A 21,727-nucleotide genomic window follows, 5' to 3' on the forward strand; every position below is an offset into this window, starting at 1 on the left:
AAGGAACCACCACGTGAAGGCACTATCGCAGAAGCGACGTCACCCACTGGCAGCCATTGCGCTGTTGCTGATGGGCCTCCTCCTCACTGGTGGGCTGTACGCCGTTGCCACAACTGTCAACCAGGCCAAGGCCGACACCACAAGCTTTAGCGCGAGTGACGTAGAAGAAGGCGGCAAGCTTTTTGCCGCCAACTGCGCCACCTGCCACGGCATGGGTGCCAGCGGAACCCAGGACGGCCCCTCGCTGGTCGGCGTGGGTGCTGCTGCAGTTGACTTCCAGGTTGGCACCGGCCGTATGCCCATGCAGATGAGTGGCCCGCAGGCCCAGAAGAAGCCCGCGCAGTTCAACGCGGAGCAGACCAAGCAACTTGCTGCTTATGTTGCATCCCTCGGCGCAGGTCCGGCCATTCCCGAGGCAAACCTCCTCGACGGAAAGGGAGACGCAGCCAACGGTGGCGAACTCTTCCGCGTCAACTGCGCCATGTGCCACAATGCCGCAGCTGCCGGTGGTGCCCTGACCCGGGGCAAGTTTGCCCCCGCGTTGGCAGGCGTGAGTGCTGAACACATTTATGAGGCCATGGTTACCGGTCCGCAGAACATGCCCGTCTTCAGCGACTCCAACGTCACGCCTGAAGACAAGCGCGACATCATCACCTTCCTGAAGACCATTGAATCCAACGGTTCTCCCGGCGGCGCGGATCTTGGCGCACTCGGTCCGGTATCCGAAGGTCTGTTTGTCTGGGTCGCCGGGTTGGGCGTCATCATCGCATTCACCATCTGGTTGACGTCCCGCACGTCCTAATCCGGACACGAAACTTCTGCTGCACGGTCAGCAGTTTGAAACTGAAAATAACTCGGCCCCGGCCGAGACAACGAGAGAAGGATGAGGCGAATTATGGGCAACCATAGTGACGGCAGTCCGAACCACTCGGGCACCGTAGCTACGGCTGGTCAGAATGAGGTGGAGAAGTTCCAGGATCCTGGACTTCCTCCGCATCGTTTGCGCCTGGCTGACACGGACCCGGTAGCCGCAAAGCGCGCCGAGCGTCAGGTAGCCATTCTGTTTGGCACCTCCGTCATCGGTACGCTGGTGTTCCTGGTGGCATACTTTGCCATCGATTTGGGCGACGATACCTCGATTGCGACCATCCGCACCCAGAACCTCCTTCTGGGTCTGGGCACTGCGTTCGCAATGCTGGGTATTGGCACTGGAATCGTGCACTGGGCCAAGGCCCTGATGCCCGATCACGAAGTGTCGGAAGAGCGCCACGCTATCCGTACTGAAGAAGATCGCCAGGCTGCTGTGCGAATCGTTGACGACATCGTGGACGAGACCGGCATTAAGCGTCGCCCGCTGATCCGCAATACCCTTCTTGGTGCCGTTGCCCTCGCTCCCCTGCCTGCCCTCGCTATCTTCGGCGATCTGGGTCCGCGGCCGGACGACGCTTTGGCACACACAATGTGGGCGCCTGAGGGCGACAAACTCAAGCGCCTGACCCGTGATCCTGATGGCACCCCCATCAAGGCCTCGGACGTCACCATTGGTTCTGCGTTCCACGTGATCCCCGAAGGTCTCAATGAACTCCACGAAGGCAAACTGAACGAGAAGGCTAAAGCTGTCGTTCTGTTGATGCGCCTGGACCCGGACTCCTTGAACCCCTCAGAGGGTCGTGAAAACTGGAGCTACAACGGCATCGTTGCTTACTCCAAGATCTGCACGCACGTCGGTTGCCCGGTTGCTCTTTACGAGCAGCAGACGCACCACCTTCTGTGCCCCTGCCACCAGTCCACATTCGACCTGACGCAAGAATGCAAGGTCATCTTTGGACCGGCAAGCCGTCCGCTCCCGCAGCTGCCCATCGCAGTTGACGCAGAGGGCTACCTCGTCGCTACCAGCGACTTCAGAGAACCTGTAGGACCGAGTTACTGGGAGCGTGACGAGCATGAGCGCCTCATCAACAGCTGAAGCCCCCTTCGTTCCGAAGACCAAAGTTGGTAGTTTCACCAACTTCGTGGACGAGCGTGTTGGCGGTTCCGGCATCCTGCGCGAGTTCGGCCGGAAGGTCTTCCCTGACCACTGGTCGTTCATGTTCGGTGAGGTGGCGCTGTACTCCTTCGTCATCTTGCTGATGTCAGGTACCTTCCTGACCTTTTTCTTCGACCCGTCCATGGCGGAAACCCACTACCAGGGTTCGTACACGCCGCTGTACAACGTCGAAATGTCCGTTGCTTACAGCTCGTCGCTGAACATCTCGTTCGACGTTCGCGGCGGCCTGTTCATGCGCCAGGTTCACCACTGGGCAGCGCTGTTGTTCGTGGCCTCCCTCGGTGTTCACATGCTGCGTGTCTTCTTCACCGGTGCTTTCCGTAAGCCCCGTGAAATGAACTGGGTTGTGGGCGGCGTGCTGCTCATCCTCGCAATGGCTGCCGGCTTCACCGGTTACTCCCTCCCTGATGACCTTCTGTCCGGCAACGGCCTGCGCATCATTGACGGCGTCATCAAGTCCATCCCGGTCATCGGAACGTACACGTCCTTCTTCCTCTTCGGTGGAGAGTTCCCGGGCACGGCCATCATCGGCCGTTTGTACGTACTGCACATCCTGCTGGTACCGGCCCTCATCCTCCTGATGATCGTCATCCACCTGTTCATGGTGGTTGTACACAAGCACACCCAGTACCCCGGCCCAGGACGCAACGACGGTAACGTCGTCGGCTACCCCCTCGGACCGGTGTACGCTGCCAAGGCCGGCGGATTCTTCTTCATCGTCTTCGGTGTCCTGGCACTCATGGCTGCTGCATTCACGATCAACCCGATCTGGAACTACGGCCCCTACGATCCCTCCCCGGTTTCGGCCGGTACCCAGCCTGACTGGTACATCGGGTTCGTTGACGGTGCCCTGCGCCTCATGCCCGGTGTCATCAATGACTTCCACTTCGAATGGGTCATCTTCGGTCGCACCCTCACATTGAACGTCCTGCTTCCCGCTCTTGTGCCGGCAGGAATCATCTTCACTGTGCTGTTCATGTACCCGTGGATCGAGCGCTGGGTTACCAAGGACAACCGCGAGCACCACGTCCTGGACCGTCCGCGCAACGCCCCTACCCGCACTGCTATCGGTGTTGCCGGATTCACCTGGTACTGCGTGATGTGGGCAGCTGCCGGTTCGGACCTCATTGCCACGCACTTCCACGTGTCGTTGAATGATGTGACGTACTGGCTTCGGACCCTGTTCTTTATTGGCCCCATCATCGCCTTCATCGTGACCAAGCGAATCGCACTTGCCCTTCAGCGCAAGGACCGTGAAATCGCACTTCATGGCCGCGAAACAGGCCGTATCGTCCGGCTGCCCCACGGTGAGTTCATCGAGGTCCACGCCCCGCTGGATGAATACAAGCGCTACAAGCTTGTCGGGTTCGAGTCACCGGCTCCCATCCCGGCCCAGCCGAACGAGCATGGCGTTGTTACCCGTAAGGAGAAGCGCCGTGCGGCACTCTCCCGCTGGTTCTTCGAAGACCGTGTTGCCCCTGCAACGCCTGCGGAACTCGAAGCAGCCCACGCTCATGGCCACCACGAGGCCATAGCAGCTGGAGAAGAGCAGAAGAGTCTGAGCCACTAGCGGTTCATTACTCAAACCACACGAAGGGCCCGGTCCACATGGACCGGGCCCTTCGTTTGTGCCGCTACAGGTACTGCCGGGGTTATTGAGTGCGGTACCCCGAGGAATAGTTCCGTGTGGGACGGATGCCAGGCCGCTGCAAGGGCACCCAGAGCTTGTATCGGTCAGCCCGGTAGTAGGAAACCGAATAGTCCACCATCGCACGGGCTACAAACGCGTGACGTTGTATTTTGAGCAGCGGTGCTCCGACGTCAACATTCAGAAGCCTGGCAGTGGACGGAGAAGCCGCAGTGGCCTCAATCATGTCTTCGCCCCACTCCATAACCAAGCCGAATCGTTCGCTCAGAACGTTATATAGCGAGGTTGGAGGTGCCTCGTCGAGCAAGCCAGGCACTCGATGGGCAGGTATGAAGTTCTCGTCTACGCTCATAGGCTCGTTATCGGCAAGCAGTAAACGCCTGAACCGCACCAGTGGAGTGCCCTCGTCCAGTTGAAGTTCCCTGGCCAGGAAAGCGCTGGCAGCAATCTGTTCGAAGCTCAGGACCTTGGCGGCGGGCACCATCCCGCGACGCTGCATCTCCTCGCTGTAGGAGGTCAACTTCACCTGCAGATCCAGCTTTGGCTTCCTGACAAACGTTCCGAGGCCGACCACCCGCTCAATGACCTCTTCGCCTACGAGGGCGTCAATTGCCTGCCGGACAGTCATTCGCGCCAACCCGAACCGTTCCGACAGGTCCCGCTCGGATGGAAGCGCGGACCCGGGCGGGCAGGACTGGACAATGAACGTCCTGAGGATCTCGCGGAGCTGAACATAGATGGGGGTGCCGCTGGCGCGGTCGATCTCACCGGCTATGCTTGCTGCCTCAGCCACGGCAGATGTCCAGCAATTGAGTCATGTTCCAAGGATAATTCAGCAGGACCGCAGGTCTAGACCACCGAAGTCCGCGGTGGAAGACCACCACCCCGGCGGCTAGGCTTGTGTGGAACATTTTTCAGACGGAGTCCGTCGCGTATCAAAGGAGCCGGGTTGCCGGAGCAGAAAACCTTCGTGGCCGCCGAGATTGGCTTGCATGCACGGGCGGCCGCGGTATTTGTTCGTGCTGTGACGGAAACCGGGCTGCCGGTGACCATCCGCAAGCACAACGGAGCACCCGTTGATGCCCGTTCTCTTCTTGAAGTAATGACCGAGGACTTCGACCAAGGTTGCGAAGTCTACCTAAACATCGCTCCTGAGGATCTCAGCGGCGATCAGACTATCCCGATGGCGGAGAGGGCGCTCCTCGCTCTTTCAGCCGTCCTGGAGGGCACACAGGCCCGCTAAGAGCCATCTCGGCGCACTCGCGAGACGCCTCTGGCCCCTTGGGCGGACGCGCTCGGCCCTGTGGGCAACTGACCTACGGGATGAAGTTAAAGAAGATGGGCCCCACCACAAGGTGGGGCCCATCTTTGTGTCACCAATTACTTAGTGGGCGTGGTCTCCACGGCTGTATTCGAAGACCCAACCAACCAGGGCGATGATGGCGAGGCCACCAGCCACGTAGGTGATCCAGAAACCCACTGCCAATCCGAGGAAGCCACCGGCACATGCCAGGCCCAGAACCAGCGGCCACCAGCTCCAGGGGCTGAAGTGGCCCTGCTCACCGGCGCCCTCATGAATCTCAGCGTCGGGGCGGTCCTCGGGCCGAAGACCAATGCGCTTACCGGTGAACCCGAGGTAGGCGCCGATCATGCCGGCCAGACCACCCACCAGGAGGATTCCCAGTACGCCGACCCATTCAGTCCATTCCGTCAAGAAACCGTAAACGATGGTTACGGGGATGAAGAAGAAGACTCCGGCCCCAAAGAGCCACGATTCGATTTTCATTTGCTGACGTCCCTCTGGTCTGCGTTACCCAAAACAGCTGCTGCGGGTGACGGGGCTTCGGCGGTGTGAACCTGGGCCAACTCCGGGTGGTGAAGGTCCAAGGCCGGGCGCTCGGAGCGGATACGGGGCAAGGAGGTGAAGTTGTGGCGCGGCGGCGGGCAGGATGTTGCCCATTCAAGCGAAGCGCCGAAGCCCCAAGGATCATCCACTTCAACCTTCTTGTTGCTTCGCCACGTGATGTAGACGTTCCAGAAGAACGGCAGGAGCGAAGCACCCAGGACGAAGGAGGAGATGGTGGAGAACTGGTTCATCCACGTGAAGTTGTCCTGCGGCATGTAATCCGCGTATCGACGCGGCATGCCTTCAACACCGAGCCAGTGCTGGATCAGGAAGGTGCCGTGGAAGCCCAGGAACAGGAGCCAGAAGTGAATCTTGCCAAGGCGCTCGTTGAGCATCTTGCCCGTCCACTTGGGCCACCAGAAGTAGAAGCCTGCGAACATCGCGAACACGACGGTACCGAAGACGACGTAGTGGAAGTGAGCCACCACGAAGTAGGAGTCGGAGACGTGGAAGTCCAGTGGCGGCGACGCCAGGATGATGCCGGTCAGACCGCCGAAGAGGAATGTCACCAGGAAGCCGATGCTCCACAGCATGGGAGTTTCGAACGTGATGGAGCCCTGCCAGAGAGTACCGATCCAGTTGAAGAACTTCACACCTGTTGGAACAGCGATGAGCATGGTCATGAACGCGAAGAACGGCAACAGCACGGATCCGGTCACGTACATGTGGTGAGCCCACACGGTAACGGACAGAGCGGCGATGGCGATAGTTGCGTAAACAAGACCCTTGTAGCCAAAGATCGGCTTCCGGCTGAAGACCGGGAAGATCTCCGAGACAATACCGAAGAACGGCAGCGCGATGATGTACACCTCGGGGTGTCCGAAGAACCAGAACAGGTGCTGCCAAAGGACTGCACCGCCGTTCTCGGGATCGAAGATGTGCGCTCCAAAGCGGCGGTCGGCACCGAGCGCGAACAGGGCAGCTGCAAGCGGCGGGAAGGCCATCAGAACCAGGATCGCCGTAACAAGCGTGTTCCAGGTGAAGATCGGCATACGCCACATGGTCATGCCCGGTGCACGCATGCAGATGATGGTGGTGATGAAGTTGACGGCACCAAGGATGGTTCCGAACCCGGACAGCGCCAGGCCAAAGACCCAGAGGTCACCACCTACGCCGGGGCTGAACGTCGTGTTGGACAACGGCGCGTAAGCGAACCAGCCAAAGGATGCAGCACCCTGCGGGGTGATGAAGCCGGACACGGCGATGGTGGAACCGAAAAGGAAGAACCAGAACGCCAGAGCATTCAGACGGGGAAAGGCGACGTCGGGGGCGCCGATCTGCAACGGCATAATGACGTTGGCGAAGCCGGCGAACAGCGGCGTTGCGAACATCAGGAGCATGACGGTGCCGTGCATGGTGAACATCTGGTTGTACTGCTCTTTGGTCTGCAGGATCTGCATGCCGGGTTCGAACAGTTCAGCGCGGATCAACAGCGCCATGACGCCACCGAGGCAGAAGAACACGAAGGACGCGATCAGGTACATGTACCCGATGGTCTTGTGGTCGGTGGAGGTGATCCAGTTGACGACGATGCGCCCCTTGGACTTAGGAACTACCGGAGCTTCGAGAACCCCCGGTGCGGATTGAGTGTACGTAGCCACGTCGCTTCCCTTACTTGGATTCGTTCAGGTTCGGGTTGCGGTCATATTCCGCACCGAGGAGGCCCGTGTTGCCTTCCTGGCGAAGCTTGTCCATGTGAGCCTGGAATTCAGACTCGGAGACAACCTTGACGCGGAAGAGCATTTCGGAGTGGTATTCACCGCAGAGTTCGGCACACTTGCCATCGAAGGTGCCCTCCTTGGTGGGGGTGAACCTGATGTAGTTCGTCTTGCCCGGGATCATGTCGCGCTTCTGAAGGAAGGCGGGTACCCAGAATGAGTGGATGACGTCGCGGGAGTTGAGCTCCAGGTCCACAGACTTGCCTACGGGCAAGTACAGGGTGGGGAGCAGTTCCTTGTCGACTTCATTGCCGGTCAGGTGGGCCTGAACGCCCGCCTCGTGGAGGTCTTCATTGATGACCTCACCTTGCTTGTAGTTAAAGTCCCATGCCCACTGCTTGCCGCGGACGTCAACAACGACGTCGGCGGGCTGGGAGCGGTCATCGATCGCACGCTGGTCCTGGTCGGTGAAGTAGAAGAACACCAGCACCATGAAGAGCGGGATGGTCAAGTAGAAGACCTCGAGCGGCAGGTTGTAGCTGAGCTGCTTGGGGAAACCCGTGGTGCCCTTGCGGCGACGGTAAGCGATGATGCACCAGACCAGGAGGCCCCACGTGATGATACCGACTGCCAAGGCGGCGATCCATGAGTTGACCCAGAGGTCCATGATCCGGTCAGTGTGGTTGGTCGTGCCGCGCTCTGTAGGCAGCCAACCCTTCTCTACCTCTGGTGAACATCCGGTCAAAACCAACGCGCCGGCTAGTGCCAAGCCAGTGATCGATGTGATCTTTATGCGTCGGCTGCCGGTTCGGTTCTGCGAACTCACAGACGGCCCTTCCTCTTGTTGCTGTCTCCCGGCAGGCCGAAGGCTCACCGGGCACACTAAAAGTTTTACTACCCGATGTAGAGCTTACCGCTATCACGCGGTTTTCGCGCACATGTCAGCGCCGTGGCTCCGAACGAATTCAAACTCGCTCGAAGGGGCGCCGACATGCGGCGATGGCTCACATCAGTGGAACGAATCGCCGCAGGCGCAAGACCCGCCGGCGTTCGGGTTATCGATGGTGAATCCTTGCTTCGAAATGGTGTCTTCGAAGTCGATGCTGGCACCACTGAGGTAAGGAACGCTCATCTTGTCCACTACCACCTCAACGCCGTCGTAATCGCGCACAGCATCTCCGTCGAGCAAGCGCTCATCGAAGTAGAGCTGGTAGATCAGGCCCGAGCATCCGCCAGGCTGGACTGCAACGCGCAGTCGGAGGTCTGTGCGCCCTTCCTGCTCGAGGAGGCTGCGGACCTTGCCCGCGGCGACGTCGGTCAGATTGACCTCGTGCGTGGCCAGTTCGTCGTCGTTGGTGACGAGCTGTGCTCCGGTGCTGTTTTCGTTGGTTGCAGTGCTCATTGGCCTACCTTCTTATGAAGCTCTTGGCGGCGGCGCCGGAACGCTGCCTGCCCTTACCCAATTACGTACGGGTTATAGCTAATGCTACGTCGCGCAGGCCCTTAGCTATAACTCTTGACGTAACCACAGACTGCAAGTGGTTGTTCCCCGCGCGCCGCAGGAGCCTACCCGGCCAGGCCTTCGGCGTTCAGCCGGGCCAACATCAAGGCCTCCGCCAACACTGCATGCCGGAAGTCTCCTATATGCAATGATTCGTTGGCACTATGCGCACGGGAATCAGGGTCCTCGACGCCGGTGACCAGGATCTGGACATCCGGATACATCTCCAGGAGATCGGCGATGAACGGGATGGAGCCTCCGATCCCCATTTCCACCGGCTGGACTCCCCACGATTCCCCCAGCGCCCACAAAGCCACCCGCGCTGCAGCGGACGTCGTATCGGTGGAAAAGGCATTGCCCCTCTCCCCCGGCGTGAACGTCACCCTGGCGCCGAACGGGGCATGGGATTCGACGTGCTGCTTGAGCGCCGTCATGGCGGCTTCCGGGTCCTGCCCCGGCGCCAACCGCATGCTGAACTTTGCCCGCGCCGACGGTATGAGGGTGTTGGATGCAACATCTACGGCCGGGACGTCCATGCCAATGATGGACAATGCCGGCTTGGTCCACAAACGCGAGGCGATGGTTCCACTTCCGGCGAGCCTCACGCCGTCGAGCACGGATGCATCGGCCCGGTAGTCAGCTTCGGTGAGATCAACTGCCACCTCGTCCCGGCCGACGAGGCCGGCCACTGCGACATTCCCGGCGTCGTCGTGAAGGGTGGCTATGAGCCGCGACAAAAGAGTAGGGGCATCGAGCACGGGGCCGCCGAACATGCCTGAATGGACCGCGTGCTCCAAGACGCGCACTTCGAAAGTTCCGTCAACCAGGCCGCGAAGGCTGGTAGTGAGGGCAGGCACGCCCACCTTCCAGTTGCTGGAGTCGGCAACGACGATCACATCGGCCCGGAGAAGTTCCTGGTGCTCCTCAAGGAAAGTGCGGAAGGTAGGTGATCCGGCTTCCTCTTCGCCTTCAAAGAAGAAGGTCACGCCGAGCCCGAAGTCGTCCCCCAGGACTTTTGTCACGGCACTGTAGGCGGCAAGGTGCGCCATGATGCCTGCTTTGTCGTCGGCGGCACCCCGACCATACAAGCGGCCATTCCGCTCTTGAGCGACAAAGGGCTCGGAGTTCCAGAGGCTGCTGTCACCCGGAGGCTGGACGTCGTGGTGGGCGTACAGCAGGATGGTCGGCTTGCCTGCGGCGGCAGGTCGGCGCGCGACGACGGCAGGACCACCGGGCGTACCGTCAGCCTTGTTGCATCGCAGGATACGGACGTCCTCCATACCGGATTCCTTGACCAGGGAGGCGACGGCGTCAGCGCTCCGGTCAAGTTCCTTGGGATCAAAACTCGGCCACGCGATACCGGGAATAGCCACCAGGTCTTCCAACGATGCGACAGTAGCGTCAAAGGATTCGTTGACAGCCGTGGTCAGTGCCTCGACAGGAGTGGAGCCGGAGAGCCCTTGCTTGTTCTGCGGGATGTCCGCATGTGCTGAAGTCATGGGCCACACTTTACCGTCGGGGATTCTCCCCCGAGGCAGCACGGCCCGAACCACAAGGCTGCACATAAGCCAGAGGGTCCGGGCTATGGGACACGTAACCTGCACCACCTTCCTGAGGGGTATTCTGTATGGGTGTTCGGACGCAAAAAGGAAGAGCCCAGCGCTCAATCAGTAGTAGATCAGGCCTACGCCACCGCACCGGAGCCCGGTGCTGGAAAGGGCGCCCCTACGCCCAAGCGGAAGGACCAGGAAGCGGCCCGCAAGCGCCCTTTGGTTCCCACCGATCGTAAGGCCTCCAAGGCAGCGGAAAGGGTGGCCATCCAGGACCAGCGGCAGAAAATGCGGCAGGCCCTTGATACGGGAGACGAGAAATTTCTCCCCTATCGGGACAAGGGCCCCCAGAAGCGGTACACACGTGACTACGTTGACGCACGCTTCAGCCTGGGTGAGTACCTCATGTTCGGCGCTTTGCTGTTCGTAGTGATCTCCCTGATCATCCCGCCCACCAGCGCCGGCATCAGCTACGTCCTTATTGGCTTCTGGATCATGTTCCTTGCAGTCTTTGTGGACGTCTTCATCCTCTCCCGCAAACTTCGCAAGCGCCTTACGGAGAAGTTCGGTGAAGTGGAACGTGGTTGCATCTGGTACGGCTGCATGCGCGCCCTTCAGTTCCGCAAGCTACGTCTTCCGAAACCTCAGGTGAAGCGCGGACAGTACCCCGCCTAGGCGCCACAACCCTCAAGCAAATAAAGAGACCCCGGACCATTGGTCCGGGGTCTCTTTGTATGCTTCCAGGTTAGGTGGCCACGACTATGCGGCCGCCCGTCGGCGAAGTTTCACAAGACCTTTGTTGATTCTCGAAGCCCAGAAAGGACCTTCGTAAAGGAAAGCAGTGTAGCCCTGCACCAACGTGGCCCCGGCATCGAGCCGGTCCTGAACATCCTGCGGGGTGGCAACGCCACCAACTGCAATGAGGACAAGCTGATCCCCTACCGAGTTCTTGAGCCTGCGCAACACCTCGAGGGATCGCTGCTTGAGGGGCGCACCCGACAAGCCGCCCGCGCCAAGAGACTCCACCTTCGCAGCGTCGGAGACGAGCCCGTCGCGGGAAATGGTGGTGTTGGTGGCTATGATTCCGTCAAGTTTCAGGTCCAGGGCAAGCCGCGCGACGTCGTCGATATCTTCATTGGAGAGGTCCGGCGCAATCTTGACCAACAGGGGAACGTGCCGCCCGGCCGCTTCGTCGGCGGCGTCGCCAACAGCGCGGAGAAGGGGCCGCAGGCTTTCCACGTTCTGCAGCAGACGCAGCCCCGGAGTGTTGGGAGAGCTTACATTCACCACCAGGTAATCTGCCACGGGCGCCAGGCTCCGGGCACTGACCAGGTAGTCCTCGGTAGCGTCCTCGAGCTCAACCAGCTTGGTCTTGCCGATATTGACCCCGATAATCGGCCGGACGTCCGGGTGCAGCCGCTGCAAAGCAGCCCGTGCTGCCTTGAGTCTGGGCGCGACTGCGGCGGCGCCGTCGTTATTGAACCCCATCCGGTTGATGACCGCTTTGTCCTCTATCAAGCGGAAGAGGCGCGGCTTTTCATTACCGGGCTGTGCCTGGCCCGTAATGGTCCCCACTTCTACATGTCCGAATCCAAGCTCGGACAAGGCTTCGATGCCGTGGCCCTCCTTGTCGAATCCTGCCGCCAGGCCGAACGGGGAGGGAAAGGTAAGCCCCAGCGCCTCCGTGCGGAGGGAAGGATCAGGAGTTGTCATTTTGGCAAGGATCCTCCCAACACCGGAACGGTGGGCCGCACGGATTCCTTGGAAGCCGATCTTGTGGGCCTTCTCGGCATCCATCCAGGAGAAGGCCAACTTAAAGAATGTGGGGTAAACACGCATGATCCTAGTTTTCCCGCTTACCCACCACTCACCAAACCCGTGACCTGCCCTGGCGCTAGCATGTAGGCATGCCGCTGGATAATCGTGATGCAGATCATGGAACCCAAAAGGTCAGTGCAGACATTGTGGTGATAGGCGCGGGCTTAGCCGGGCTGGTTGCCGCTGCCACGGCGTATGCAGCCGGCAAGACCGTGGCAGTCCTGGACCAGGAACCGGAGGCATCCGTCGGCGGCCAGGCGCACTGGTCATTTGGCGGACTCTTCATGGTCAACACGCCGGAGCAGCGGCGGTTGGGAGTGAAGGACAACACTGAACTCGCCCTATCAGATTGGCTTGCGTCGGCAGCATTTGATCGGATCCAAGACGGCAACGCAAGGAAATGGGCCGAAGCATATGTCGACTTCGCGTCAGGCGAGAAACGTCAATGGCTGCGGAGCCTGGGTGTTGGCATTTTTCCGCTGGTGCAATGGGCGGAGCGTGGCGGCTACGGGCCGCGGGGCCACGGCAACACAGTCCCCCGATTCCATGTCATGTGGGGAACCGGACCCGCGCTGGTAGAGCCGTTCCTCGCCAAGGTGCGCGAGGGCGTTGATAACCGCAGAATAAGTCTCCACTTCAGGCACCGCGCAGCGTCGCTGACCAGGGCAGCGGGCAGGGTCACCGGCGTTTCCGGCGACGTACTGGAGGGGTCGACGGCGGCGCGAGGCCAGCAGTCCGGACGCAGGGTCGCAGGCAGCTTTGAGGCAAAGGCAGGCGCCGTGGTGGTGACGACCGGAGGCATCGGAGGTAACCACGCTGCAGTCCGCCGACAATGGCCGGGCAACACTGCACCGGATGACATGCTCAGCGGAGTACCGGCGTCCGTTGACGGCGACTTCCTGTCCGCGGTTGAATCCGCCGGCGGTTCCTTGATCAACGCCGACAGAATGTGGCATTACCCTGAAGGAATTCACAACTACCACCCCGTGTGGCCCAATCATGGAATCCGGATTCTGCCCGGGCCTTCCTCCCTATGGCTGGATGCAGAAGGCCATCAGCTGCCCGCGCCATTGTTCCCGGGCTTCGACTCACAGGGAGCACTTCGACACATTGTGGGAACGGGACATGGATACTCTTGGTTTGTCCTGAACCGCACCATCGCCCTCAAAGAACTGGCACTGTCCGGGTCCGAGCAGAATCCTGACCTCACGAATAAGGACGTACGGCTGCTCGCATCCCGTCTGCGACCCACGACGGACGCGCCCATTCAACGCTTCTTGGACCGGGGCGCTGACTTTCTTCAGGCCTCATCTCCTGCGGGTCTTGCCGAACGTATGAACCAGCTCTCAGGAGCCTTCTTGATTGACGCTGCTGAACTTGGGGCAGTGATCCGTGCACGGGATGACCAGGTGAGCAGCGGCTTGGGCAAAGACCCCCAGATGGCCGCCATCAGGGCGGCGCGCCGATTCGCTACCGACAAACTCATGCGGGTTGCTCCCCCGCACCGACTGACTGATCCCCAACACGGTCCCCTGATTGCCATCCGCCTTTCTGTGGTGACGCGGAAAAGTCTGGGCGGAATCACCACTGATCTGCACTCCCGGGTGCTTGACGGAGACGGTATGGCCATCCCCGGCCTCTATGCTGCCGGCGAAGCGGCCGGCTTTGGAGGAGGTGGTATCCACGGTTACCGGGCCTTGGAAGGAACATTCCTGGGAGGTTGCCTCTTCACCGGGAGGGCTGCCGGCCGGCACGCCGCTGCCAGTGTCTAAGCTGGAGCCATGGAGTGGACCGCTGACATATTGGGAACCGACTTCCAATCCTGCGGCCTTGAGGCCGCGGGCCCGGATGGCGTGGTCCGGCATGCCACGCTGATCCGGTACAGGGCCCAGCCAGGAATTCAGGCCAGCGACGACCCCCCGTCACCGGCAAAGCGCTACGGCGCCATACTTTTCCTGCACGGTTGGAGTGACTACTTCTTCAATACGGAGCTGGCGGGCTTCTGGGCCGACCAAGGCTACGATTTTTACGCGCTGGACATGCACAACCATGGCCGGAGCCTCCGTGCCGACATGCCGGGCGGCTATGTTGCCAACCTGACCGACTACGACGCCGAGATTGAAGAAGCCATCACCACCATTCATGCGGATCGTGGTGTTTCCCCAACCGGAAGCCTGACACTGATGGGCCATTCAACCGGGGGCTTGGTGGCAGCGCTGTGGGCCAGCCGCCATCCCGATAGGGTCCAGTACCTGGTCCTCGACAGCCCATGGCTGGAGATGCACGGCAGTTCACTGGTGCGACGCGCCGCGCAAGCCATGGTGTCTCCGCTTGCTAGGATCCGCCCCGAGACCATCTTGAGGCTGCCTGAGCGCGGCTTCTACTTCCGGAGCATCAGCAGTACCGCTGAAGGGGAATGGACCCTGGATGAAAACTACCGGCCTCCGCTTGCGTTTCCGGTCCGAGCCGGCTGGCTGAGTGCTGTGTTTGCCGGCCATGCACAAGTGGCCCGCGGCTTGATGCTGGAGATGCCGGTCCTCGTGCTGACGTCCACCACCAGCGCCAACGGTATGGTGTGGCAGGAATCGATGCGCCGTTCCGATGCCGTGCTCGACGTGGGTGTCATCGCTTTGCGGGCCATGGCTTTGGGGCGGACAGTTACCCTGGAACGCATCGATGGAGCCCTCCACGATGTCTTTCTCTCTGCCCCGGCCGTGCGGAAAGACGCCTATGCACGGCTTGCCCGGTGGGTCAACGGATTCATGGACAACAAGGAGCCGGAGCATCGGCGGGGAGGAGACACATGACCACCACGGAGGAGTCGGTTTCGCTGTGGCAACCGGACATTCTTGGCCACGGATACGAGTGCATGCGCTTGCCTATGAAAGCCGATGAAGAAGGGCCGGTCACGGCCACGCTCGTCAGGTACGCACCGCCGGCAACCCAACCGTCCCCGCCAGGGATGCTTGACTTCCTGGCCTCCTTTACGAAGCGCAAACGACGCCCCGCACCAGCTGATCCCGGCGGAGCACCCAGAGTAGTTCTCTATTTGCACGGGTGGGCTGACTATTTCCTGCAAACCGAACTTGCCGAGTACCTGACGGCATCCGGCTTTCATTTCTATGCCCTGGACCTGCGGAAGTTCGGCCGCAGCCTGCTGCCAGGGCAGACACCTGGCTACACCTCGGACCTCGGCGTCTACGACGAAGACCTCGCAGCAGCCTTACGCGAGATCGAACGGGATGTCGCGCGAAGGACGGGTAGTTCCACGTCGCCTACCATCCACATGCTCGCCCACTCCTTGGGCGGGTTGATCGCTGCCCTCTGGACGGACCGCCATCCCGGCCGGGTGGGTACACTCGTCCTGAACTCGCCATGGCTCGAACTCCAGGGAAGTAGCTTGGTCCGCAGCATCGCCATGCATCTGGTTGAACCATTCGCCCGGACCGATCCCAAGCGTCCTTTTAGATTTCCGGAAATGCCTGCGTACTGGGAAAGCGTCAGCAACGAGGGACATGGTGAGTGGATCCTGGATCCGGTGTGGCGGCCGCGGGCTTCGTTTCCCATCCGGGCTGGATGGACAAAAGCGGTGCTGGCAGGCCACGCAGCCGTAGAGCGCAAGCTCAACATCGACGCGCCCGTGTTGGTTCTTCTGTCCGGGCGGACACGGATCCAAGCCGAATGGACTCCGGACCTAATGCGCGCCGATGCGGTCATCGACGTCGAGGAGACCTCACGGAGGGCCCTGGGCCTTGCCCGGCGAACTGCTGTGTTCCGCTATCCCGGAGCCCTGCACGACGTCTTTCTCTCACGGCGGACCGTCCGCCAACAGGCTTACCGGGACGTGGCGGTGTGGCTGGCTGCTTATCCGTACTGATTTAGCAAGTGCATGCTACTTCGCTGGCGTGCTACTTCACGGCCGTCGCAGCGTCCACGGCCCCACCATAGCGACGGTCCCGTTTTGCATAAATTTCGACGGCGTCCCACAACGTCCGCCGGTCGACGTCCGGCCACAAGGTGTCCATGAAGACGAACTCCGCATAAGCGGATTGCCACAGGAGGAAGTTGGACAGCCTCTGCTCCCCGGAGCTGCGGAGAAAAAGATCCACGTCAGGAAGGTCCGGTTCATCCAAGTACTTCTGAATCGTCTTCTCCGACACCGATCCCGGCTTCAGACGGCCGGCGGCGACGTCGTGCGCGATGGCTGAGACGGCGTCGGCAATTTCTGCGCGGCCGCCGTAATTAACACACATGGTCAGGGTGCAGGTGTCATTGGCGCGAGTGTAGTCCTCGGCCTCTTCCAACTCCTTGATCACCGAACCCCACAAGCGGGGTCGGCGACCGGCCCAGCGGATCCGCACACCCCACTCGTCCAGCTGGTTGCGCTGGCGGCGTAGTACATCCTTGTTAAATCCCATGAGGAAACGGACTTCCTCGGGTGATCGGCGCCAGTTCTCTGTGGAGAACGCATAGACACTGACGTACTTGATTCCGAGTTCAATGGCTCCTGCCATGACGTCCAGGAGGGCCGGCTCCCCCGCCTTGTGCCCCTCTATCCGCGGCAGGCCCCGCTGATTGGCCCACCGCCCGTTGCCGTCCATGACTATCGCCACATGCTGCGGGATGAGCTCACTTGGAATGCTTGGCGGTACCGCCCCGGAAGGGTGCCTGTAAGGGGCGACTACCGGAGCCGTCCTAGCCATGGTTGCTTTATTCTTCTTACCAAGTGCCACTGTCAGCTTCGCTCCACGTGTTTGAGTGATTTCAAGGCCCGTTCCAAGTGCCATTGGAGGTAGCTTGCCACTAAGCCCGCCGCCTCCCGTCTGTGCCGCGGGTCCGACGCATCAGCGACGCTCCACGTGCCAGTCAGCAAGGCACCAAGCAGCACCACAGTCTCCGGCGCGGGGGCCGGCGAACCCGGGGGCCTGCAGTCGCTGCAGACCATGCCTCCCACGGGAGCTGCAAATGCTGTATGAGGGCCGGGGCGGCCACAACGTGCGCAATCGGTGAAGCTCGGTGCCCAGCCACCTGTGGCCAACGCCCGTAAAAGATAGGAATCGAGAATCAGTTCCGGCGGATGGTCCGATCGGCTCAAGGCAGCCAAAGCACCCACCAGCAGATTGTAGTGCGCAGTCCCTGATTCGGTGTCGACATCAGTGAGCTTCTCAGCAGTCTCTGTCATGGCTGCAGCCACTGTGAAACGTCCGTAATCGGCGGCGATGCTGCTTCCGTACGCACCCTTCGCTACGGCCTGCGTCACAATGTCCAAGGTCCGGCCTTGAACAAGCTGCAGGTCAGCCACCATGAAAGGCTCAAGCCGCGCCCCGAACCGGCTGCTGGTCCTGCGGACGCCCTTGGCCACGGCACGAACCTGGCCGTGGTGCTTGGTCAGTAACGTAATGATGCGATCCGCCTCGCCCAACTTGTGGGTGCGGAGCACCACGGCATCGTCCCGATAGGACCGTGCTGCAAACGACGGATTGGCCACAACTAATCTTCGCACTTTGCCGGGGTCCGGCAGTGTTCGCCGGACCGTGTGGTGACAGTATTTCCCGTCACCACACGGCATGTGCTTAAGCCTGAGCGTCGCGGACAGCCCGGTTTACGGCCGAAATCAGCGCCTTGAGGGAAGACGTGGTGGTGCTGGGGTCAATTCCAACGCCCCACAAAACGCGCTCTCCAACAGCACATTCGACGTACGCCGCCGCACTTGCGCTGCCGCCCTCGGACAGGGCATGCTCGCTGTAGTCCAGCACCCGCACGTCAACGCCGTCGTGGTGCAGGATGTCCAACAATGCCGCTATGGGACCATTGCCGTGGCCGGTCCGGCGGACTTCGACGCCGTCGATGCGCAGGTTTGCGTTCATGGTCATAGCACCCGACTCGTCAGTCTCAGTGCTTACACTGCCCAGTCCATAGCGGCCCCACTGTGCTTGCTCTTCTTCAGAGGGCAGGTATTCGTCCTGGAAGATTTGCCACAGTTGGGCACCGCTGACCTCGCCACCCACGGCGTCCGTACGACGCTGGATAACTCCGGAGAACTCGATCTGGGCCCGCCTGGGCAGATCGAGGTTGTGCTCGTTCTTCAGCAGATAAGCCACGCCGCCCTTGCCGGACTGCGAGTTGACGCGGATCACAGCTTCGTAGCTGCGGCCCAGATCCTTGGGATCGATGGGCAGGTACGGCACCTGCCAGGTGAAGTCATCAACCGATTTTCCGGCGGCAGCAGCGTCTTTCTCCAGCGCCTCGAAGCCCTTCTTGATGGCGTCCTGGTGTGAACCGGAAAAGGCGGTGAAGACGAGGTCGCCACCGTAGGGTGAACGCTCCGGAACGGGCAACTGATTGCAGTACTCCACGGTGCGGCGGATTTCATCAATATCGGAGAAATCGATCATGGGGTCCACACCCTGGACGAACATGTTCAAGCCCAGCGTTACCAAGTCCACGTTGCCGGTTCGTTCGCCGTTGCCAAACAAGCAGCCTTCGATGCGATCGGCACCGGCCAGATAACCGAGTTCAGCAGCAGCGACGCCGGTGCCGCGGTCATTGTGCGGGTGGAGGGAAATGATGATTCCCTCGCGAGGGTGCAAGTTTCGGTGCATCCACTCGATGGAGTCGGCGTAGACGTTGGGCGTTGCCATTTCGACAGTGGCCGGCAGGTTGATGATGACCTGCTTGTCAGCCGATGCCTCGAAGACGTCGGCAATGGCGTTGCACACGCGAGCGGCGTACTCGAGCTCGGTTCCGGTGAAGGACTCAGGCGAGTACTCATACGTAATGTGCGTATCCGTCAGGGTCTCTTCGTACTTCTTGCACAAGCGCGCACCCTGAAGCGCAATGTCCAAAATGCCGTCCTCGTCCTGGTTGAACACCACGCGACGCTGCAGAACGGACGTGGAGTTATACAGGTGAACAATTGCCTGCTTGGCGCCAACCAAAGACTCGTAGGTGCGCTCAATCAGATGCTCACGTGCCTGCGTCAGAACCTGGATGCTGACATCATCCGGAATATGGCCACCCTCAATGAGTTGGCGAACAAAGTCGAAGTCGGTCTGCGACGCTGACGGGAAACCAACCTCGATCTCCTTGTAGCCCATCTTGACGAGCAGCTGGAACATCTTCAGCTTGCGAGCCGGGCTCATGGGATCAATCAGCGCCTGGTTGCCGTCCCGCAGGTCAACTGCGCACCAGCGCGGAGCCTTGGTGATGACTTTGTCGGGCCAAGTACGGTCCGGAACCTCAACGGAGATCTGGTCCTGGAACGGCAGGTAGCGGTGAATCGGCATACCGGAGGGCTTTTGTGCATTACGCATGACGTGTGGCCTTTTCTCTAAGAACTAAGTGAAAGCTTAGCCGGACACAACGGAACTCCGCGGCGAGGATGGCCCAGCTTCAGATAGCTTTCAGGCCTCGCCGCGGCAGCTAAGAAGAAGCATCGCCGTACGCACAAATTCACAGTAACACGATGCGTATGATGACAGTGCAACACCTCATGCAACGTCCACTATGCAGACGCCGCGACGGTGGCAACGCCGGCTGCAGTGTCCACACAAGGAGCCACAGTGCCACAATCGGGGATCTCTCTTTCGAATATCGATCACAGCGTCCGGCCCCAGGACGACCTTTATCAGCACGTCAACGGCGCGTGGCTCAACAGCACAACGATCCCCGACGACAGGCCGCTGGAAGGTACCTTCACCGCCTTGCGGGATGGCGCCGAATTGGCCGTCAAGGCGATCATCGAAGAAGCGGCCGCCAAGGGAGAGTCAGCCACCGGCGTCGAACAGAAAGTCGGCGGTCTCTACGCCAGCTTCATGGACGAAGAAGCAGTCGAAGCAAAAGGTATGGACCCCGTGCGAAGCCGCCTTGATGAGGTGCAGGCGGTGGGCTCTGTGGAGGAACTGGCTGCCCTGATGGGACGCCTGTTCCGCTCAGACGTCTCCGGGCTCTTCTCCATCTATCCTGCTCCGGACGCCGGCAACCCCGAACGCATCCTCCTGTATATCGGGCAAGGGGGCCTGGGCTTGCCGGACGAGTCCTACTACCGCGAAGAAAAGTTCGCGGGCATCGTGGCTGCCTACGGTGAATACATTTCAAAGCTTTTCAATCTCGCGGGTATCGCGGACGCGCAAGCTTCCGCACAGCGCATCGTCGCACTGGAAACCGCCCTGGCGTCCCACCACTGGGACAACGTCACCCTGCGCGACCCCCAAAAGACCTACAACCTCAAGACCGCAGATGAAGCAGTGGCAATCTTCCCCCTGCTCGACACGTGGTTCCAGGCAGCGCGGGTAGACGCAGCAAAGCGGAGTGAAATAGTGGTGAGCACTCCGGACTTCTTTGCAGGCGCTGCGGCTTTGCTGGAATCCGAGTCGCTGGAAGCATGGAAGGAATGGCTGACACTCCGGGTTCTCAGCTCGGCCGCCCCGTACCTGTCATCAGGGTTCGTCTCCACGAACTTCGACTTCTACGGCACCACGCTTAGCGGTACGCCACAGAACAAAGAGCGGTGGAAGCGCGGGGTGGCAGTGGTCGAAGCAGCCCTCGGCGAGGCCGTGGGCCAGATCTATGTTGATCGGCACTTCCCTGCGGGACACAAGGCAAGAATGGAGACGCTGGTCTCAAACCTGATCGAAGCCTACCGGGAGAGCATCTCCTCCCTGGCGTGGATGGGTGCGGAAACCAAGAAGGAAGCCCTGAAAAAGCTGGACGCATTCCGTCCAAAAATCGGCTTCCCGGAAAAATGGATCGACTACTCTGCCGTCGAGATCGACCCCACGGATCTTCTTGGCAACGTCGAGCGTGCCCATGATGCGGACGTGAACCGGCACTTGGATGAAATCGGCAAGCCGGTCGATCTGACAAAGTGGCTCATGACACCCCAGACGGTCAACGCCTACTATCATCCAATGCTCAATGAGATCGTCTTCCCTGCGGCTATCCTTCAGCCCCCGTTCTTCACTGCGGATGCAGACGACGCAGTGAACTATGGCGGCATCGGCGCGGTGATCGGTCACGAAATCGGCCATGGTTTCGACGACCAAGGATCCCAATTCGATGGCAGCGGCGCGCTCCGCAATTGGTGGACCGAGGACGACCGGACAGCCTTCGAAGCCCTGACGGCGAAGTTGGTTTCCCAATACGACGCTTTGTCCCCCTATGCTGCGCCGGAGCATAAGGTCAACGGCAAGCTGACCCTGGGCGAGAACATCGGCGACCTCGGAGGCCTGACGATTGCCTACAAGGCCTACCTCCTGAGCCTGAACGGAGCCGAGCCGGAGGTCATTGACGGCTTCACGGGATTCCAACGATTCTTTATGTCGTGGGCTGCCGGCTGGCGCCAAGTGATCCGCACTGAAGAAGCCATCCGGAGACTGGCTACCGACCCCCACTCCCCCAACGAGTTCCGCACCAACGCCATTGCCCGTAACCTCGACGCATTCCATGCAGCATTCGCCGTGACTGAAACCGACGGCATGTGGATGGAACCCGGGGAACGCGTCAGCATCTGGTAGTATCCGCATGACACAACGGCCGGCCAGTCAAAAACTGGCCGGCCGTTGTTGTTTGCTCCTAATGCATGGAACCTATTGCTGATC

General features: G+C 60.6%; 19 protein-coding genes. 9 read left to right on the top strand and 10 right to left on the bottom strand.

The window, feature by feature from the left end; translation table 11 throughout:
- Nucleotides 1-13: 13 nt before the first annotated feature.
- The 3 genes from MOD31_RS07680 (at nt 14) to MOD31_RS07690 (ending at nt 3,617) form a co-directional block, all read left to right on the top strand.
- The gene (locus MOD31_RS07680; RefSeq protein ID WP_142939127.1) at nt 14-802 is read left to right on the top strand and encodes a c-type cytochrome; all 789 of its coding nucleotides are present in this window, start codon (nt 14-16) and stop codon (nt 800-802) included.
- Between the two features lie 93 nt (nt 803-895).
- On the top strand, nt 896-1,966 hold the full coding sequence (locus MOD31_RS07685; RefSeq protein ID WP_142939126.1) for a ubiquinol-cytochrome c reductase iron-sulfur subunit: 1,071 nt from the start codon (nt 896-898) through the stop codon (nt 1,964-1,966).
- Complete coding sequence (locus MOD31_RS07690) at nt 1,944-3,617, top strand: ubiquinol-cytochrome c reductase cytochrome b subunit (protein ID WP_142939125.1); 1,674 nt, start codon at nt 1,944-1,946, stop codon at nt 3,615-3,617. The genes MOD31_RS07685 and MOD31_RS07690 overlap by 23 nt, the downstream gene beginning before the upstream one ends.
- A gap of 82 nt (nt 3,618-3,699) precedes the next feature.
- Here MOD31_RS07690 and MOD31_RS07695 read toward each other — a convergent pair whose 3' ends face one another.
- Nucleotides 3,700-4,488: a GntR family transcriptional regulator gene (locus tag MOD31_RS07695; RefSeq protein ID WP_142939124.1), complete on the bottom strand. Its 789-nt coding sequence runs from the start codon at nt 4,486-4,488 to the stop codon at nt 3,700-3,702.
- 156 nt (nt 4,489-4,644) lie between these two features.
- Between MOD31_RS07695 and MOD31_RS07700 the strand changes: the two genes are divergently transcribed.
- Nucleotides 4,645-4,938 carry an HPr family phosphocarrier protein gene (locus tag MOD31_RS07700; protein WP_165450194.1) on the top strand — a complete coding sequence of 98 codons (294 nt, stop codon included), beginning with the start codon at nt 4,645-4,647 and terminating at the stop codon, nt 4,936-4,938.
- Between the two features lie 141 nt (nt 4,939-5,079).
- Here MOD31_RS07700 and MOD31_RS07705 read toward each other — a convergent pair whose 3' ends face one another.
- From MOD31_RS07705 to MOD31_RS07725, 5 genes are all read right to left on the bottom strand, one after another.
- Entirely contained in the window at nt 5,080-5,481 is a 402-nt protein-coding gene (locus MOD31_RS07705) for a cytochrome c oxidase subunit 4 (RefSeq protein WP_142939122.1), read from the bottom strand.
- On the bottom strand, nt 5,478-7,202 hold the full coding sequence (gene ctaD / locus MOD31_RS07710) for a cytochrome c oxidase subunit I (RefSeq protein WP_011774899.1): 1,725 nt from the start codon (nt 7,200-7,202) through the stop codon (nt 5,478-5,480). Before ctaD ends, MOD31_RS07705 begins: the two co-directional genes overlap by 4 nt.
- Before the next feature lie 10 nt (nt 7,203-7,212).
- Nucleotides 7,213-8,085 carry a cytochrome c oxidase subunit II gene (gene coxB, locus MOD31_RS07715; protein WP_062069602.1) on the bottom strand — a complete coding sequence of 291 codons (873 nt, stop codon included), beginning with the start codon at nt 8,083-8,085 and terminating at the stop codon, nt 7,213-7,215.
- A 183-nt stretch (nt 8,086-8,268) separates the two neighbouring features.
- On the bottom strand, nt 8,269-8,661 hold the full coding sequence (locus tag MOD31_RS07720) for an iron-sulfur cluster assembly accessory protein (protein ID WP_011774901.1): 393 nt from the start codon (nt 8,659-8,661) through the stop codon (nt 8,269-8,271).
- Between the two features lie 164 nt (nt 8,662-8,825).
- Complete coding sequence (locus MOD31_RS07725) at nt 8,826-10,259, bottom strand: dipeptidase (RefSeq protein WP_142939121.1); 1,434 nt, start codon at nt 10,257-10,259, stop codon at nt 8,826-8,828.
- A 132-nt stretch (nt 10,260-10,391) separates the two neighbouring features.
- Between MOD31_RS07725 and MOD31_RS07730 the strand changes: the two genes are divergently transcribed.
- Nucleotides 10,392-10,985 (top strand): DUF3043 domain-containing protein, encoded by a 594-nt coding sequence (locus tag MOD31_RS07730; protein ID WP_142939120.1) that lies wholly within the window; start codon nt 10,392-10,394, stop codon nt 10,983-10,985.
- Nucleotides 10,986-11,069: 84 nt separating this feature from the next.
- Here the strand turns inward: MOD31_RS07730 and MOD31_RS07735 are convergent, their stop codons facing one another.
- Nucleotides 11,070-12,149 carry a quinone-dependent dihydroorotate dehydrogenase gene (locus MOD31_RS07735; RefSeq protein WP_250820236.1) on the bottom strand — a complete coding sequence of 360 codons (1,080 nt, stop codon included), beginning with the start codon at nt 12,147-12,149 and terminating at the stop codon, nt 11,070-11,072.
- A gap of 68 nt (nt 12,150-12,217) precedes the next feature.
- On the opposite strand from MOD31_RS07735, the gene MOD31_RS07740 reads away from it, so the two are divergent.
- Genes MOD31_RS07740 through MOD31_RS07750 form a run of 3 tightly spaced genes read left to right on the top strand, consistent with a single transcriptional unit; the run spans nt 12,218 to nt 16,005 of the window.
- Nucleotides 12,218-13,900, top strand: coding sequence for an FAD-binding dehydrogenase (locus MOD31_RS07740; RefSeq protein WP_250820237.1), 1,683 nt, complete (start codon nt 12,218-12,220; stop codon nt 13,898-13,900).
- Between the two features lie 9 nt (nt 13,901-13,909).
- Nucleotides 13,910-14,935: an alpha/beta hydrolase gene (locus MOD31_RS07745; RefSeq protein ID WP_250820238.1), complete on the top strand. Its 1,026-nt coding sequence runs from the start codon at nt 13,910-13,912 to the stop codon at nt 14,933-14,935.
- A complete protein-coding gene (locus tag MOD31_RS07750) occupies nt 14,932-16,005 on the top strand; it encodes an alpha/beta hydrolase (protein ID WP_250820239.1) in 1,074 nt (357 codons plus the stop codon). The genes MOD31_RS07745 and MOD31_RS07750 overlap by 4 nt, the downstream gene beginning before the upstream one ends.
- Nucleotides 16,006-16,036: 31 nt before the next feature.
- Here MOD31_RS07750 and MOD31_RS07755 read toward each other — a convergent pair whose 3' ends face one another.
- The 3 genes from MOD31_RS07755 to leuA form a co-directional block, all read right to left on the bottom strand.
- Nucleotides 16,037-16,861 (bottom strand): isoprenyl transferase, encoded by an 825-nt coding sequence (locus tag MOD31_RS07755; protein WP_142939143.1) that lies wholly within the window; start codon nt 16,859-16,861, stop codon nt 16,037-16,039.
- 2 nt (nt 16,862-16,863) lie between these two features.
- Nucleotides 16,864-17,616, bottom strand: coding sequence for a DNA repair protein RecO (gene recO, locus MOD31_RS07760; RefSeq protein ID WP_142939115.1), 753 nt, complete (start codon nt 17,614-17,616; stop codon nt 16,864-16,866).
- Nucleotides 17,617-17,701: 85 nt separating this feature from the next.
- Complete coding sequence (leuA, locus tag MOD31_RS07765; RefSeq protein ID WP_091467727.1) at nt 17,702-19,441, bottom strand: 2-isopropylmalate synthase; 1,740 nt, start codon at nt 19,439-19,441, stop codon at nt 17,702-17,704.
- 249 nt (nt 19,442-19,690) lie between these two features.
- Here leuA and MOD31_RS07770 point away from each other — a divergent pair, with 249 nt between their 5' ends.
- Entirely contained in the window at nt 19,691-21,643 is a 1,953-nt protein-coding gene (locus tag MOD31_RS07770; RefSeq protein WP_223940369.1) for a M13 family metallopeptidase, read from the top strand.
- Nucleotides 21,644-21,727: the final 84 nt, after the last annotated feature.

It is taken from the genome of Paenarthrobacter sp. TYUT067 (genome assembly GCF_023656375.1).
Lineage (GTDB): Bacteria > Actinomycetota > Actinomycetes > Actinomycetales > Micrococcaceae > Arthrobacter.

Bases quoted from the DNA above. Each gene is read 5' to 3' on its own strand.
- MOD31_RS07725 (WP_142939121.1), bottom strand. From the start codon at position 10,259: ATGACTTCAGCACATGCGGACATCCCGCAGAACAAGCAAGGGCTCTCC.
- MOD31_RS07740 (WP_250820237.1), top strand. From the start codon at position 12,218: ATGCCGCTGGATAATCGTGATGCAGATCATGGAACCCAAAAGGTCAGT.
- MOD31_RS07745 (WP_250820238.1), top strand. From the start codon at position 13,910: ATGGAGTGGACCGCTGACATATTGGGAACCGACTTCCAATCCTGCGGC.
- MOD31_RS07720 (WP_011774901.1), bottom strand. From the start codon at position 8,661: ATGAGCACTGCAACCAACGAAAACAGCACCGGAGCACAGCTCGTCACC.
- MOD31_RS07690 (WP_142939125.1), top strand. From the start codon at position 1,944: ATGAGCGCCTCATCAACAGCTGAAGCCCCCTTCGTTCCGAAGACCAAA.
- MOD31_RS07685 (WP_142939126.1), top strand. From the start codon at position 896: ATGGGCAACCATAGTGACGGCAGTCCGAACCACTCGGGCACCGTAGCT.
- MOD31_RS07750 (WP_250820239.1), top strand. From the start codon at position 14,932: ATGACCACCACGGAGGAGTCGGTTTCGCTGTGGCAACCGGACATTCTT.
- MOD31_RS07735 (WP_250820236.1), bottom strand. From the start codon at position 12,149: ATGCGTGTTTACCCCACATTCTTTAAGTTGGCCTTCTCCTGGATGGAT.
- MOD31_RS07705 (WP_142939122.1), bottom strand. From the start codon at position 5,481: ATGAAAATCGAATCGTGGCTCTTTGGGGCCGGAGTCTTCTTCTTCATC.
- leuA (WP_091467727.1), bottom strand. From the start codon at position 19,441: ATGCGTAATGCACAAAAGCCCTCCGGTATGCCGATTCACCGCTACCTG.